We start from the raw sequence: 14,624 nt of genomic DNA, 5'->3' as shown, positions 1-14,624 counted from the left end.
CGTGCCCGACCCGGGTAGTGACGAGAAGATCAGCGAGGAGGCGGGAGCAAGGAGATGGCGTCGACTCGCCGTAAGCGTTCGAAGGTCGCTGCGGAGATGCTTCGGCCGACCACCGTGTCCCCGACCCCGGTGTCGGTGTTGTCGGCGTCCACCGGGGCCCGCGTGGACCTCGTCGGCACGGTACCCACAGACGTGGCGGTCACCGGGGTCACCTTGCGTGGCCAGGACGTCCACCCCGGTGATCTGTTCGCGGCGTTGCCGGGCGACCGGACGCACGGCGCCCGGTTCGCCGATCAGGCCGTTGCCGCCGGCGCGACGGCGATAGTGACAGACCCTGCGGGCCGCGCGGAGTTGGCGGGGGTGCTGGGTCCCGACGTCGCGTGCGCGGTGCTCGTCCACCCGAATCCGCGCGCCGTTCTCGGTCAGCTCAGCGCGCGCATCTACGGCCATCCGTCACGCCGCCTCAAGCTGATCGGTATCACGGGCACCTCGGGCAAGACCACGACCGCCTACATGGTGGAGGCCGCGCTGCTGGCGGCGGGTCACTCGGTCGGGCTCATCGGCACCGTGCAGACCCGGATCGACGGTGTGGCGCAACCGAGCACCCTCACCACGCCGGAGGCACCGACTCTGCAGGCCTTGCTGGCGACGATGCTCGAGCGCGGGGTGGACGCCGTGGTGATGGAGGTGTCCAGCCATGCGCTCGCGCTCGGTCGGGTGGATGGCGCGCATTTCGCGGTCGGCGCTTTCACCAACCTGTCGCAGGATCATCTCGACTTCCACGGGACGATGCGCGCGTACTTCGACGCGAAGGCCCAACTGTTTGCCCCCGGTTCGCCGACCGCGGCGGTGCGGTCGGTCATCTGCGTGGACGACGACTGGGGCCGGCGCATGGTCGAGGTCGCGCGCGGCGACCCGCGGACCGTGGACCGTCCGGGAGCGCCGGTCACCGTCTCCACCGGTCCCGTGCCGGCTCAGTGGCATGCCGGGCCCTCGACGATCGATGCCGACGGTCGCCAGCATGCACAGATCGCCGTGGCGGGTGGCGCGCACCATGAGCTGACCGTGCCGTTGCCCGGCCGATACAACGTCGCCAACGCGACGATGGCCGTCGCGATCGCGGTCGGTGCGGGGGTGCCCACCACGACCGCGGCACAGGCAATCGCCGAGGTGTCGGTGCCCGGCCGCCTCGAACGGGTGGATCGGGGACAGGATTTCCTCGTCGTCGTCGACTACGCGCACAAACCCGCCGCCCTCGAGGCGGTGATCGCGACGCTGCGGCAGCAGACCCGTGGCAGGGTCGCGGTGGTGGTCGGCGCCGGAGGCGACCGCGACACCGGGAAACGGCCGATGATGGGCGAGATCGCGGCGCGCGCAGCCGACCTCGCGATCATCACCGACGACAACCCGCGCACCGAGGACCCGGCCGCCATCCGATCGGAGATGCTCGACGGAGCCCGGTCGGTCGACGAGACCGGTGGCGCCGAGGTCCGGGAGATCGGTGATCGCGCTGCGGCCATCCGCGCGGCGACGCAGTGGGCGCAGCCGGGGGACACGGTGTTGATCGCCGGTAAAGGACACGAGACCGGACAGGAGATCAACGGGGTGAAGCATCCGTTCGACGATCGCGTGGTGGCCGCCGAGGCACTCGACTCCATACGAGCGTCCACCGGCGCCGAGGACTCGTGATGGCGCCCACGGTGTTGGTGGCGCCGGCCCGAGGCGGAGTCGAGGACGTGCGCGTGATGTTGCGTGACCTGGTGCAGGCCGCGGCCACTGCCCGCACGTCCGCCGACGGGGTCCGTACGTGGGCCGTCCTCGGCGAACTCACGGTCAGCGGCGAGACGTCGGAGAACGAGCGTGTGATCGAGCACGACCGCATCGGTCGCCAGGCTGTCCGTCTGGCAGTCGACAAGACCTTGTGCGTGGGAGAATCGCGCGCGGTGCGGGCGCTGCATCAGGGCGCGGTGATGGAAGGCTCCTGGGGAGACGAGGTGCGTATGGTCGCGACTGCCGACGAGGCCGGTGCGGTGCTCGCCGACGACTCCGGGTGGCGGCCCGGGCCCGATGACGTGATCCTCGTGGCAGGCGCCGACCCGGCCGTCACGGCGCTCGCCGGGATCTGGCAGGAGGGCCGGGTATGAGCCGGCAAGTCGTGTGGGGGACCGTGCGGCGGGGACAGATGACGACGGACGAGAGGCAGTGACGAGCGTGACAGGGGACCGACTCCTCGAGCAGACGACTGCGGTCAGACGGGAAGCAGGCAGGTTGACTGGGGGACTCATGGCGCCCGGGCAGACTGGGATGCGCCGGTGACCCAGATCCTGATCGCGGGCGGGATCGCGTTGGCGGTGTCGATCCTGCTGACGCCGGTCTTGATCCGGCTATTCACCCGACAGGGCTTCGGCCAGGAGATCCGCGTCGAGGGCCCACAGAGCCATCAGACCAAGCGTGGCACCCCGTCGATGGGTGGCGTGGCGATCCTGGTCGGCCTGTGGGCGGGTTACTTCGGTTCTCACCTCGTGGGCCTCTTCACCGGCGGCACGGGCGTCACTGCTTCCGGCCTGCTGGTCCTCGGGCTCGCGACCGCCCTGGGCGGAGTCGGCTTCCTCGACGACATCATCAAGATCCGCAAGCACCGCAATCTGGGGCTCAACAAGACCGCCAAATCCATCGGGCAGTTCGCCGCAGCGATTCTGTTCGGAGTGCTCGTGCTGCAGTTCCGCAATGACGCGGGCTACACCCCGGCCAGCACGAACCTGTCCTACGTCCGCGACATCGATGCGATCTCGATGTGGTCGGCGGTCTTCGTGGTGTTCTGCTGGCTGGTCGTCGCCGCCTGGTCGAACGCGGTCAACTTCACCGACGGTCTCGACGGCCTGGCGGCCGGTTCGATGGCGATGGTGCTGGGTTCCTATGTGCTCGTGACGTTCTGGCAGTACCGCAACGCATGCACGGGGGGACCGAAGACGACACAGGAGATCACGCCGGGCTGCTATGTGGTCCGCGATCCGCTCGACCTCGCGCTGATCGCGGTGGCCGGTGGCGGGGCCTGCCTCGGCTTCCTGTGGTGGAATGCGGCGCCGGCCAAGATCTTCATGGGCGACACAGGATCGCTGGCCCTGGGCGGCATGCTGGCCGGGTTGTCGATCACGACGCGCACCGAACTGCTCGCCGTGGTGATCGGCGCGCTGTTCGTGGCCGAGATCGTGTCGGTGGTCATCCAGATCGCGTTCTTCCGGACCACCGGTCGCCGTGTGTTCCGGATGGCCCCGTTCCATCACCATTTCGAACTCGGCGGTTGGGCGGAGACGACGGTGATCATCCGGTTCTGGCTGCTCACCGCCATCGCGTGTGCGCTCGGCCTGTCCCTGTTCTACAGCGAGTTCCTGGCCGTCAGTGGCTGAGCGCGCCGACATCGACGTCGCCGCCATCGCCGGGACCGGCGTGTTGGTGGCGGGTGCCGGGACCGCCGGCCGGTCCGCGGCACATCACCTCATCGCCATGGGCGCGGAGGTGACCGTGGTCGACGCCCGGTTCGCCGACCAGATCGACGACGAGCTCACCGCCGCCGGCGTAAACCAGATCGCGATCGACGCATTGGCCGATGCCGACGGTGGGCTTGATGCGTTCGAACTGGTGATCGTGTCACCGGGTTTCGCGCCGACGCACCCGCTGATCGCCCGGCTACACGGCTCCGGGTTGCCGGTGTGGGGTGAGGTGGAACTGGCGTGGCGGATCGACCGGGCAGGTCTGCTCGGTCCGCCACGCACCTGGCTGGTGGTGACCGGCACGAACGGGAAGACCACGACCACCTCGATGCTCGCCGACATCGTCACCGGTGCCGGTCGCGCCGCCGCGGCCTGCGGAAACATCGGCCTACCCGTCCTCGACGCCATGAACCGGCGTCCGCGGGTCGACATCCTCTGCGTCGAACTGTCGTCCTTCCAGTTGCACTGGGCACCCTCGGTGGCGCCGGAGGCGGGCGTGGTGCTCAACGTGGCGGAGGACCATCTCGACTGGCACGGGTCCTTCGACGCCTACGCGCACGCGAAGGCCAACGCATTGCACGGAGCCGTGGGGGTGGTGGGTCTCGATGATCCGATCGCGTCGGGGCTGCCGGTCGTCGGCCGCCGAGTTGGCTTCACTCTCGGCCCACCCGGGCGCCATGGTGAACTCGGTGTGCGCGACGGCATCCTCGTCGACCGCGCATTCGGGCCCGATGACTCGTCGCGAGACCTCATCGAGGCGTCGGCGATCCACCCGCCGGGGCCGTCCGGGGTGGCCGACGCGTTGGCCGCCGCATCGTTGGCGCTGGCCGCGGGTCTGACGCCAGACCAGGTGGCCTCGGGCCTGCGGCAATTCCGTCCGGCCGCCCACCGCGGGGAGATCGTGGCGACGGCGGCGGGTCTGGACTACGTCGACGACTCCAAGGCGACCAATCCGCACGCCGCCCACGCCGCGATCCTCGGCCATCGCCGGGTGGTGCTGGTGGCCGGTGGGCTGCTCAAGGGTGCGGCCGTCGACGACATGATCCGCGACACCCGGGACCGACTGGCCGGTGTCGTGGCCATCGGCCGGGACCGAGACTTGATCGTCGAGGCGATCGCGCGACACGCCCCAGAAGTCCCAGCAGTCACAGTGTTCACAGGGGACGATGGGCGGGTGACCGTTCAGCACGCTTCTGCGACCCCGGTGAGCGACCGCACCGCGGATTTCCCGGCGATCATCACGGCGGATTCCCGACCCTTCGGAGGGTCGGTCGAGCCCGCGGGCGCGGTGATGACCCGCGCGGTCGAGGTGGCCACCCACCTCGCGACACGTGCCGTCGATCGCCCGGACGCGGTCCTGCTGGCGCCGGCAGCCGCATCGCTGGACATGTTCGCCGGATACGGTGCCCGCGGCGACGCCTTCGCCGACGCGGCCCGGGCGTTGCCGGACGCCCGACGGGCGGGCGGGTCGTCGCAGTGAGCTCGCCGACCGAGCAGGCGTCGTCGGCCGGTCGATCCGAGTCGACGAAACGATCCGATTCCCGGTCGACGTTCGAGGGCTCGTGGCCTGCCGCCGTGGTCGAGGCCATCCGCAATCTGCTCTCGCGACCGTTGGCGTCGTACCACCTGATCCTGACCATCGCGTTCCTGTTGACCGCGTTCGGTCTGGTGATGGTGCTCTCGGCCTCCTCGGTGGAGGGCTATTCGAAGCAGGGATCGGCCTACGGGCTGTTCGCGACACAGGTCATCTTCGCGCTGCTGGGTCTGTTCGGCTTCTACGTGATGGTGCGGCTACCGGTGCGGCTGCTGCGTCGAGTGGCCGCACCGCTGATCGTGATCACCACGGTCCTGCTTGCGCTCGTGCTCGTCCCGGGTATCGGTACGCTGAGCCAGGGCGCCCGGCGCTGGTTCGTCGTGGGCGGTTTGTCGGTGCAGCCCTCGGAGCTGGTGAAGGTGGCGCTCTGTGTCTGGGGTGCCCACCTGCTCGCGTCGCGGCGCCGGGAGAACGCATCGCTGAAGGAACTGCTCATCCCGCTGCTGCCGGTGTCATTGCTGATCTGTGTGTTGATCATCCTGGAACCGAATCTGTCCACCACCATCACCATCGCGATCATCGTCGGTGCGTTGCTGTGGTTCGCCGGCCTGCCGGTGAAGGTGTTTCTCTCCTTTGCCGCCGTCGGCGCCGCGCTGGCGGTGGTGCTGGCGTTGGTCGAGGGCTACCGGTCGCAGCGAGTGATGAGCTTTCTCGGCAGTATCGACGACCCGCAGGGCGCAGGCTATCAAGCCCGGCAGGCGACGTTCGCCCTGGCCAACGGTGGTGTCTTCGGCGTCGGACTCGGCCAGAGCCGTGCCAAATGGAACTATCTGCCCAATGCCCACAACGACTTCATCTTCGCGATCATCGGTGAGGAACTCGGACTGGTCGGCGGATTGCTGGTGGTGCTCCTGTTCGCGATCCTGGCCTTCATCGGCTTCCGGATCGCGGCGCGATCGGTGGACCCGTTCCTACGTCTGATGACGGCCACCGTCACCGTGCTGATCACCGCGCAGGCGTTCATCAACATCGGCTACGTCATCGGGTTGTTGCCGGTGACCGGTATTCAGCTGCCTCTGCTCTCGGCCGGCGGTACATCGACGTTGACCGTGCTCGCGATGCTGGGCCTGCTGGCCAACGCCGCGCGACACGAACCCGAGGCGGTGGCGGCGCTCGCCGGCGGCGAACGTGGCAGGTTCGGGAGATGGCTGCGGGTGCCCGCTCCGGTGCCATACCGGCCCAGTCGTGCCGACGCACTGCGCGACCGGCTCGACCGGCAGCGGCCCGAGCGGGCCCGTCGAACGCCGTCGGTGACTGCGGGTGCGACGGTCTGGTCGCGGTTGCGGCCCGGCGGTGCGCCCGAGCCCGGCGCCCCGGCCGATCGGCGTCAGGCGGGACGCAGCCGGGCACCGCGCACCTCCGCCGTCCGGGTCGACTACCGTACGGGGTATTCCGGCAGCCGCGGCAGCGGTGATCGCGCATCGGCCGGCCCACGCACGCGCGGTGGGCCGAACCGTCGGGGAGCCGACGGTGCCGGCGCGGATAACGCGTGGGGCAGCCGGTCGGGATCGGCCGGCCCGTGGGCATCGGCGCGACGCGGCCCCGGCGCCCGGCGCTGACACCGGTCGAGACCCCGCTGTCGGTCGACGTGCCGCGGCACCGACCGTGGGGCCGGACCGCGGGGACATGCGCAACCGCGGGGGCACCGGCGAACGACGACGTGAACGTGAATGGAGTGGGGCAGCGGTGAGTGCTGAGCGAGGCCGGTCGCGGTCGGATCGACCACTGTCGGTGGTGGTGGCCGGAGGCGGGACCGCCGGACACATCGAACCGGCTCTCGCCGTGGCGGACGCGGTGACCCGGCTGGACCCCACGGCTCAGGTGACGGCGCTGGGCACCACCCGTGGTCTGGAGACGACGCTGGTCCCCGAACGGGGCTACCAACTCGAACTCATTCCGCCGGTGCCATTGCCGCGCAAGCCCGGGATGGAACTGGCCAAGACGCCTGCGCGGCTGGTCGGTGCGGTCTCGGCGACCCGATCGGTGCTGGCCGCGGTCGGCGCCGACGTGGTGATCGGGTTCGGCGGCTACGTGTCGCTGCCCGCGTACCTCGCGGCCCGCATGCGGGTGCGGGGCCGCAGCCGGCTGCCCATCATCATCCACGAGGCCAATGCGAGTGCCGGGATCGCGAACAAGGTCGGCGCCCGGTTCGCCGATCGGGTGATGGCCGCGGTGGCCGGCTCCGGTCTCGAGGCCGAGGTCGTGGGCATCCCGGTACGCGGGGTCATCACCGAACTCGACCGTCCCGGGCTGCGCGCCAAGGCTCGTCACTATTTCGGTCTCGACGCCGATGCGCCGACGCTGCTCGTCTTCGGCGGCTCACAAGGCGCCCAGCGACTCAACGACGCGGTCGCCGGCGCGGCCGGGGCGTTGGGTGACGCCGGTATCGGTGTCCTGCACGCCTACGGGCCGAAGAACTCGATCTCTCCGGTCTCGCCGCCGGGGGCGCCGCCCTATCGCGGGGTGGGCTACCTCAAACGGATGGACCTCGCCTACGCCGCCGCCGATCTGGTGATGTGCCGGTCCGGCGCGATGACCGTCGCGGAGATATCGGCGACCGGCCTGCCCGCGATCTACGTCCCCTTGCCCCACGGGAACGGGGAACAGCGACTCAACGCCCTGCCCGTCGTCGACGGCGGCGGTGGGGTATTGGTCGACGATGTCGACCTGACGTCGGACTGGGTTGCCCGCGAGGTGCCGGCCATGCTCGCCGACACCGATCGGCTGTCGGCGATGTCGACCGCGGCCGGCCGTACCGGCCACCGCGATGCAGCCGACGCCGTCGCGACCGCAGCGCTCGAGCTCGCCGCCCGCCGTCGCTCGGGTACGTACCGGGCGCGTCTGCGAACCGCGTTTCGTTCGCCCGCATCACCGGACGAACGGTGACAATGAGCAGAGGACTGGACGTGACCGGCGGCGCTCGCCGGCGCTCGGCTGCGGAGGTGAGACGATGAGCAGCGGACCGATCGCCCCCGTCGGCGACCTGCCGGAGATGCTGCGGCGAGTGCACATGGTCGGGATCGGCGGCGCCGGGATGAGTGGGCTCGCCCGAATCCTGCTGGCCCGCGGCGGTCGGGTGTCGGGATCGGACGCGAAGAACAGCCGCGGCATCCTCGCCCTGCGCACCCGGGGCGCCCGGATCCAGGTCGGCCACGATCCGTCGGCGCTTGATCAGCTGCCCGGCGGGCCCACCGCCGTGGTCACCACCCACGCCGCGATCCCGAAGACGAATCCGGAGCTGGTCGCGGCGCGCTCACGCGGCATCCCCATCCTGCTGCGTCCGCACGTCCTCGCGCAGCTGATGGCCGGTTACCGCACGGTGTTGATCGCGGGCACCCACGGCAAGACCTCGACCACCTCGATCGCCGTGGTGGCCCTGCAGCATTGCGGTCAGGACCCGTCGTTCGCGGTGGGCGGCGAGCTGAACGAGTCAGGCACCAACGCCCACCACGGCAGCGGCCCGATCTTCGTCGCGGAGGCCGACGAGAGTGACGGATCCCTGCTCGAGTACGAACCCGATGTTGCGGTGGTCACCAACATCGAGGCGGATCATCTCGACTTCTTCGGGACCCGGGAAGCCTATGTGCAGGTTTTCGATGCCTTCGCCGAGCGGATTCGACCGGGTGGGTCGCTGGTGGTGTGCCTTGACGACGAGGGCGCAGCGGCCTTCGCGGGACGATGTGCCGATGGGCTTGCCGAACGCGGCGTCGCCGTCCTCGGCTATGGCGAGGGTCGTCACGCCGCACTCGCGCCGTCGGTGTCGAATGTCGCCGAGCTGGTGTCCTGGTCGCCGCGCGGTGCCGGCGGACTGGCCCGGGTGCGGTTCGGTGCGCCGGTGGCAGAGCCCACCGCCGAACGCGATATGCAGTTGACGGTGCCCGGTAAGCACATGGCGCTCAACTGCATCGGTGCCGCCGTCGCCTGTCGGGTGACCGGCAGTGCGCTGTCGTCGGTCATCGACGGGGTGGCGGCGTTCAGTGGGGTGCATCGGCGCTTCGAGTTGCGTGGCCGCGCCGGCGGCGTCGAGGTGTACGACGACTACGCGCATCACCCGACGGAGATACGGGCCGTGCTCACCGCGGCACGGCAGGCCGTCGAGACCAGAGCCGCCGAGGCGGTCGAAGCGCCGGGTGGCGACGACGGTGGCCGGGTGATCGCGGTCTTTCAGCCCCATCTCTACTCCCGCACAAGTGAGTTCGCCGACGAGTTCGCGGCGGCTCTCGACCTCGCCGACGAGGTGGTGATCGCCGATGTGTACGGGGCCCGGGAAGAACCGATCCCCGGTGTGAGCGGCGCGACGATCGTCGATCGGGTGCACCGACCGGCGTTCTTCGTGCCGGATCTCTCGACGTTGGCGCAGCTCGTCGTCGATCGGGTCAAACCTGGCGACGTCGTGCTGACACTCGGCGCCGGCGACATCACCATGCAGGGGCCCGAGATCCTTGCCGAACTGCGCCGCGCTCCCGGCGCCGAGGCACAGATGCCGCCGACCGTGAGCGGACCGGCACCTGCTGACGCCGCGGGATCCCCACCGTGACCACCCCCAGGGCACGCACCGGGCGTACTCTTCCTCGCCCACGATTGCTGCTGGGCACCTTGGCGGTCATCGTGGTGGTGGTGGGGCTCGGGCTCATCGCCTACTACACCCCGCTGATGGCCGTCCGCTCGACGGATGTCCGAGACAACCAGGCGGTGCCGGCAGATCAGATCGTGGGTGCTGCCGACGTGGCCGACGGGACTCCGCTGCTGCAGGTCGACACCGCGGCTGTCGCGCAGCGGATCGCGGCGATCCCGTCCATCGAGTCGGTGCGGGTGCAGCGCAGCTACCCGTCGTCGTTGACCATCACCGTGGTGGAGCGTCAGCCGGTGGTCAAGGTGACCGATGGGCAGAAGGTCCACGTGCTCGACCGGTCCGGGGTCGGTTACCTGACCTACGACAGCACGACCGGTGTGCCACCCGAGGTGAACGCTTTGCCCGAGTTCTCCACACCCAACCCGGGTCCCAGCGACCCCACCACGGTGGCCACGCTGCGTGCGGTCCATGAACTCCCGGAATCCATCTCCGGTCAACTCGTCGCGGTCACGGCGTCGTCGCCGGTCGACATCCAGTTCACGTTGAAGGGTGACAAGACCGTCGTGTGGGGGGACAGCGAACGCGGCGCGGAGAAGGCCCGCACCCTCACCGCCATCCTCACGCGCCCCGCTTCCACGTACAACGTCTCGAGTCCGGAGTTTCCCGCGTTCAAGTGATTCCGTGGCGCGGCGCATCCGAATCGCCCGGTTGAGCAAAAAATGCCGGTCAAGTTCGCGACACGCCGCGCGCTTGCTGGCGGCCCGGCCATCGGATGCCTAGCGTCATCCCCAACATCCAACTACTTGACATAACTCTAAATCTATGGTTCAGGTTTAGGGTTTCGGATCGAACGAGGAAGGCGGGCACATGACGCCACCGCACAACTACCTGGCCGTGATCAAGGTCGTCGGCATCGGCGGCGGCGGCGTCAATGCCGTCAACCGAATGATCGAGCAGGGGCTGAAAGGTGTTGAGTTCATTGCGATCAACACAGACGCGCAGGCCCTGCTGATGAGTGACGCCGACGTCAAGCTCGACGTCGGACGTGACTCGACCCGCGGTCTCGGCGCGGGTGCCGATCCCGAGGTCGGACGCCGTGCCGCCGAGGACGCCCGCGACGAGATCGAGGAACTCCTCAAGGGCGCGGACATGGTCTTCGTGACCGCGGGGGAGGGCGGTGGCACCGGTACCGGTGGTGCGCCGGTGGTCGCGTCCATCGCTCGCAAACTCGGCGCCCTCACCGTGGGCGTGGTCACCCGGCCCTTCTCCTTCGAGGGCAAGCGTCGTGGCGGTCAGGCCGAAGCGGGCATCACTGCCCTGCGGGAGTCCTGTGACACCCTGATCGTGATCCCCAACGATCGGCTGCTGCAGCTCGGTGACGCGCAGGTCAGCCTGATGGACGCGTTCCGCAGCGCAGACGAGGTACTGCTCAACGGTGTTCAGGGCATCACAGATCTGATCACCACCCCCGGTCTGATCAACGTCGACTTCGCCGACGTCAAGGGCGTGATGAGCGACGCCGGCAGCGCGTTGATGGGTATCGGGTCGTCCCGTGGTGAGGACCGGGCGAAGAAGGCCGCCGAGGCGGCCATCAACTCGCCGCTGCTCGAGGCGTCGATGGAAGGTGCTCGCGGAGTGCTCATCTCGATCGCCGGTGGCAGTGACCTCGGACTGTTCGAGATCCACAACGCCGCCACGCAGGTGCAGGAGGCGGCCCACGAGGACGCCAACATCATCTTCGGCACGGTCATCGACGACAACCTCGGCGACGAGGTCCGCGTCACGGTGATCGCGGCCGGATTCGACGGCGGCGCACCGCGCAAGCGCACCGACGTCCCGGCAGCGGCAGGCAAGTCGACGGTCGGGTCCGGTCAGGCCGGGTCCGTGGCGTCCCCGTCGAAGGACAACGACCCGCTGTTCGGCAAGATGCCGACCGGGTCGGGGGATCCGTTCACCGAGGAGCAGCCCGAGCGGCCGCGCCGCAACAACGTCACCCTCGACGATGACGACGTCGACGTGCCGTCGTTCATGAAGCGCTGAGCCGCGCTGTGCGGGTACGCCGAGTGGTCACCAGTCGCTCCGGCGGCGTCTCGGTGGCGCCCTACGATTCGTTCAACCTGGGCGACCACGTGGGGGATGATCCGAAGTCAGTCGCCAACAATCGCGCTCGGCTGGCCGAGCAGATCGGTCTGGCACCGGGGCGGATCGTCTGGATGGAGCAGATCCACAGCCGCAACGTCACGGTCGTCACCGGGCCGGTCGACGAACCGGTCCCGGCCACCGATGCGCTCGTCACCACGGAGCCGGGGCTGGCGCTGGCGGTGCTGTCGGCCGACTGCGTCCCGGTGCTGCTCTCCGATGACGAGGCAGGCGTGATCGCGGGAATCCATGCCGGACGGGTCGGCGCCCGAGTGGGGATCGTGCCCGCGACGCTGCGCGAGATGATTCGGCTCGGTGCTCGCCCGGAACGGATGGGGGCACTGCTCGGACCGGCCGCCAGCGGGCGGCACTACGAGGTGCCGGCCCCTATGCAGCGAGATGTCGAAGAGCATCTCCCGGGCAGTGCATGTGTCACCGAGAAGGGGACCAGTGGACTGGACTTGCGCGCCGGATTGCGACGGCAGTTGCTCGCGGCCGGAGTTGCCGCAGTGGCTGCCGATCCGCGTTGCACGATCGAGGACCCCGAGCTCTTCAGTCACCGGCGGGGCGCCCCGACGGGCCGGTTGGCGTCGGTGATCTGGATCGATCCGGTCGCGCCCGGGAACGGCGATGACCCCACCTGAGTCAGACGCGCGGCGAGCGGAGCTGGCGCGCGGGTACACGGCCGCTCGCGAGCGACTCGATGCCGCGGTCGCGGCCGCCGGACGCAGTCCCGGTGACGTGCAATTGCTGGTGGTCACGAAGTTCTTCCCGGCTGCAGATGTCCGCCACCTGATCGGCCTCGGGGTGCGGACCTTCGGCGAGTCGCGCGAGCCCGAGGCGGGCCGCAAGATCGCCGAACTCCGGCATGCCGACGCGACCGACGCCGCGGTGGCGGCCGCCGAGTTCGACATGATCGGCAGTGTTCAGTCGAAGAAAGCGAAATCCGTTGCGCGGTGGGCGCGAACGGTGCACTCGGTCGATCGCGCAAAGGTCGTCGACGCCCTGTCGTCTGGGGTCGAGGAGGCCTGCGACACCGGTTCGCGCAGCGCGGACCTCGGCATCCTGCTCCAGGTCAGTCTCGATGGTGATCCGCACCGCGGCGGGGTCACGGTGGAGGAGCTGCCGGAGCTGGCCGAACACGTCCGGGGCGCTCATGGACTGACCCTGCAGGGGCTGATGGTGATCGCGCCGGTGGACGGTGCGGCGCAGCGATGGATGGCCCGCGCGCAGGAGATCCACGCCGCGTTCGTGTCCGACCATCCCGACGCCCGGGAGCTCTCTGCCGGCATGTCGGGTGACCTCGAGGAAGCGGTGGCGCACGGATCGACATGCGTGCGTGTCGGTACCGCGATCATGGGGCCGCGGCCGTTAGTCTCTCAGTAATCACATTGGTCACACGAGAACCAACGAAACCAAGATCAACAACTGCACCACTGCACTGCTCCCCGGCAGCGTTGGACGACAGAGAGGCCAGCTATGACCACGATGCAGAAGTTCAAGGCATATTTCGGCATGGTGCCTCCGGGTGACTACGAAGACGACTACCTGGAGGAGCCGGGTGGTCCCCTTCGCGGTGGACGTTCCTATCGGGACGAGTACTACGGTGACGCGAGCTATCGCGAACCCGGCTTCCGCGACGGTCCCCGCGACGCCGACTTCGCCTACGTCGACGACCGACGCTTTCCCGGGGAGTTCGAACCACAGGGGTTCGCGCCTGCCGGCTACGACCCCAACGGCTATGACGCGGGTTTCGAGCCGGTCCCGGAGTACGCCTATGCCGGGGGGCGGCACGGAGGCGAGCCGGTCGATCGGATGCGGGCCCCGCATCGACTCGAACCGTTGCAGCGATCGGGGATGCGCACCGCCGGGGTCGCGCGTTCGGCCGCGGGTTCCGATCAGCGCGCCGAGCTCGAGCGGGTCTTCGCCGACGGGCCCCTGCACAAGATCACCACGCTGCGGCCCTCGGACTACGGTGAGGCCCGCACGATCGGTGAGCGGTTCCGCGATGGAAACCCGGTGATCATGGATCTCGTCGACATGAGCAACGACGACGCCAAGCGGCTCGTCGACTTCGCCGCCGGATTGGCGTTCGCGCTTCGGGGTTCCTTCGACAAGGTGGCCACCAAAGTGTTCCTGCTCTCGCCCGCCGACGTCGACGTCTCGCCGGAGGATCGACGCAAGATCGCCGAGACCGGCTTCTACAACCACTCCTGATCCGCGCTCGCACTCGCGCACCACAAGCACTCCGACGCCGGTCAGCGGGGGGCTGCGGCGCGGGTGCGACATATCAGGCAACCTTGAGTCGTGACGATTCTGTTCCAGGTTCTGTACTACGTCCTGTTCATCTACTGGCTGCTGCTGCTCGCGCGACTCGTCGTGGAGCTGGTCCGGTCGTTTGCGCGTGAATGGCGACCCACCGGTGTGGCGGTGGTGGTCATCGAGATCGTGTTCACCGCGACCGACCCGCCGATCCGTGCGCTGCGTCGCGTGTTGCCGCCCATCCCGCTGGGGCCCGTGCGCCTGGATCTGTCCCTGATGATCGTGATGATCGTGGTGCTCATCGCGATGCAGGTGGTCAGTTCGCTCAGTCGCAGTTCGGCCTCGGCTCTGGTCGGGCTCGGGTGAGTTCTGCACTCCGCTTGGCGCTCGCTGACTCGTCGTTTCCGACACGCCAACCGTGACCACTTCGTGACCATCGGCCCGCAGTGGTTTACCGTTGAGTGTCATCATCGAGTGACCGTTCGATTGCGAGACAGTATCGATCGTCTGCTACGAACGGTTCTCGTGTGACAGGATTTGACGCCAGTTACCCAGTGGACTGGTA

Annotated in this window: 13 protein-coding genes; all 13 read left to right on the top strand. The window is 69.0% G+C overall.

Going from position 1 to position 14,624, the window contains the following annotated elements; translation table 11 throughout:
• Nucleotides 1–54 precede the first annotated feature (54 nt).
• The 13 genes from ACIGKQ_RS00815 (at nucleotide 55) to ACIGKQ_RS00755 (ending at nucleotide 14,425) form a co-directional block, all read left to right on the top strand.
• Nucleotides 55–1,689, top strand: coding sequence for a UDP-N-acetylmuramoyl-L-alanyl-D-glutamate--2,6-diaminopimelate ligase (locus tag ACIGKQ_RS00815; RefSeq protein ID WP_266060981.1), 1,635 nt, complete (start codon nucleotides 55–57; stop codon nucleotides 1,687–1,689).
• Nucleotides 1,689–2,144 carry a UDP-N-acetylmuramoyl-tripeptide--D-alanyl-D-alanine ligase gene (locus ACIGKQ_RS00810; protein WP_266060982.1) on the top strand — a complete coding sequence of 152 codons (456 nt, stop codon included), beginning with the start codon at nucleotides 1,689–1,691 and terminating at the stop codon, nucleotides 2,142–2,144. Before ACIGKQ_RS00815 ends, ACIGKQ_RS00810 begins: the two co-directional genes overlap by 1 nt.
• A 168-nt stretch (nucleotides 2,145–2,312) precedes the next feature.
• The gene (mraY, locus tag ACIGKQ_RS00805; RefSeq protein WP_235723216.1) at nucleotides 2,313–3,407 is read left to right on the top strand and encodes a phospho-N-acetylmuramoyl-pentapeptide-transferase; all 1,095 of its coding nucleotides are present in this window, start codon (nucleotides 2,313–2,315) and stop codon (nucleotides 3,405–3,407) included.
• Complete coding sequence (gene murD, locus ACIGKQ_RS00800; RefSeq protein ID WP_235723215.1) at nucleotides 3,400–4,971, top strand: UDP-N-acetylmuramoyl-L-alanine--D-glutamate ligase; 1,572 nt, start codon at nucleotides 3,400–3,402, stop codon at nucleotides 4,969–4,971. Before mraY ends, murD begins: the two co-directional genes overlap by 8 nt.
• On the top strand, nucleotides 4,968–6,644 hold the full coding sequence (gene ftsW / locus ACIGKQ_RS00795) for a putative lipid II flippase FtsW (protein WP_287015040.1): 1,677 nt from the start codon (nucleotides 4,968–4,970) through the stop codon (nucleotides 6,642–6,644). Before murD ends, ftsW begins: the two co-directional genes overlap by 4 nt.
• A 67-nt stretch (nucleotides 6,645–6,711) precedes the next feature.
• Entirely contained in the window at nucleotides 6,712–7,971 is a 1,260-nt protein-coding gene (murG, locus tag ACIGKQ_RS00790; protein WP_372512360.1) for an undecaprenyldiphospho-muramoylpentapeptide beta-N-acetylglucosaminyltransferase, read from the top strand.
• Nucleotides 7,972–8,035: 64 nt separating this feature from the next.
• Nucleotides 8,036–9,622: a UDP-N-acetylmuramate--L-alanine ligase gene (gene murC / locus ACIGKQ_RS00785; protein ID WP_266060986.1), complete on the top strand. Its 1,587-nt coding sequence runs from the start codon at nucleotides 8,036–8,038 to the stop codon at nucleotides 9,620–9,622.
• Nucleotides 9,619–10,335, top strand: a complete 717-nt coding sequence (locus tag ACIGKQ_RS00780) for a cell division protein FtsQ/DivIB (protein WP_266060988.1) — start codon at nucleotides 9,619–9,621, stop codon at nucleotides 10,333–10,335. The genes murC and ACIGKQ_RS00780 overlap by 4 nt, the downstream gene beginning before the upstream one ends.
• A gap of 190 nt (nucleotides 10,336–10,525) precedes the next feature.
• A complete protein-coding gene (ftsZ, locus tag ACIGKQ_RS00775; protein WP_235723210.1) occupies nucleotides 10,526–11,698 on the top strand; it encodes a cell division protein FtsZ in 1,173 nt (390 codons plus the stop codon).
• 8 nt (nucleotides 11,699–11,706) lie between these two features.
• Complete coding sequence (gene pgeF / locus ACIGKQ_RS00770; RefSeq protein ID WP_235723209.1) at nucleotides 11,707–12,441, top strand: peptidoglycan editing factor PgeF; 735 nt, start codon at nucleotides 11,707–11,709, stop codon at nucleotides 12,439–12,441.
• Nucleotides 12,428–13,183 (top strand): YggS family pyridoxal phosphate-dependent enzyme, encoded by a 756-nt coding sequence (locus ACIGKQ_RS00765; RefSeq protein ID WP_287015039.1) that lies wholly within the window; start codon nucleotides 12,428–12,430, stop codon nucleotides 13,181–13,183. Before pgeF ends, ACIGKQ_RS00765 begins: the two co-directional genes overlap by 14 nt.
• Before the next feature lie 93 nt (nucleotides 13,184–13,276).
• Nucleotides 13,277–14,014, top strand: coding sequence for a cell division protein SepF (locus ACIGKQ_RS00760; RefSeq protein WP_287015038.1), 738 nt, complete (start codon nucleotides 13,277–13,279; stop codon nucleotides 14,012–14,014).
• Between the two features lie 90 nt (nucleotides 14,015–14,104).
• On the top strand, nucleotides 14,105–14,425 hold the full coding sequence (locus ACIGKQ_RS00755) for a YggT family protein (RefSeq protein WP_235723206.1): 321 nt from the start codon (nucleotides 14,105–14,107) through the stop codon (nucleotides 14,423–14,425).
• The last annotated feature ends 199 nt before the right edge of the window (nucleotides 14,426–14,624 follow it).

It is taken from the genome of Gordonia sp. NPDC062954 (genome assembly GCF_044543825.1).
GTDB classification, from domain to species: Bacteria; Actinomycetota; Actinomycetes; order Mycobacteriales; family Mycobacteriaceae; genus Gordonia; species Gordonia tangerina.
This window is presented reverse-complemented; position numbering and strand designations above follow the sequence as displayed.

Excerpts from the sequence above, each read along its gene's own strand:
- murG (WP_372512360.1), top strand. The coding sequence starts at position 6,712 with ATGCGCAACCGCGGGGGCACCGGCGAACGACGACGTGAACGTGAATGG.
- ACIGKQ_RS00810 (WP_266060982.1), top strand. The coding sequence starts at position 1,689 with ATGGCGCCCACGGTGTTGGTGGCGCCGGCCCGAGGCGGAGTCGAGGAC.
- murC (WP_266060986.1), top strand. The coding sequence starts at position 8,036 with ATGAGCAGCGGACCGATCGCCCCCGTCGGCGACCTGCCGGAGATGCTG.
- ACIGKQ_RS00765 (WP_287015039.1), top strand. The coding sequence starts at position 12,428 with ATGACCCCACCTGAGTCAGACGCGCGGCGAGCGGAGCTGGCGCGCGGG.
- ACIGKQ_RS00815 (WP_266060981.1), top strand. The coding sequence starts at position 55 with ATGGCGTCGACTCGCCGTAAGCGTTCGAAGGTCGCTGCGGAGATGCTT.
- ACIGKQ_RS00760 (WP_287015038.1), top strand. The coding sequence starts at position 13,277 with ATGACCACGATGCAGAAGTTCAAGGCATATTTCGGCATGGTGCCTCCG.
- ftsZ (WP_235723210.1), top strand. The coding sequence starts at position 10,526 with ATGACGCCACCGCACAACTACCTGGCCGTGATCAAGGTCGTCGGCATC.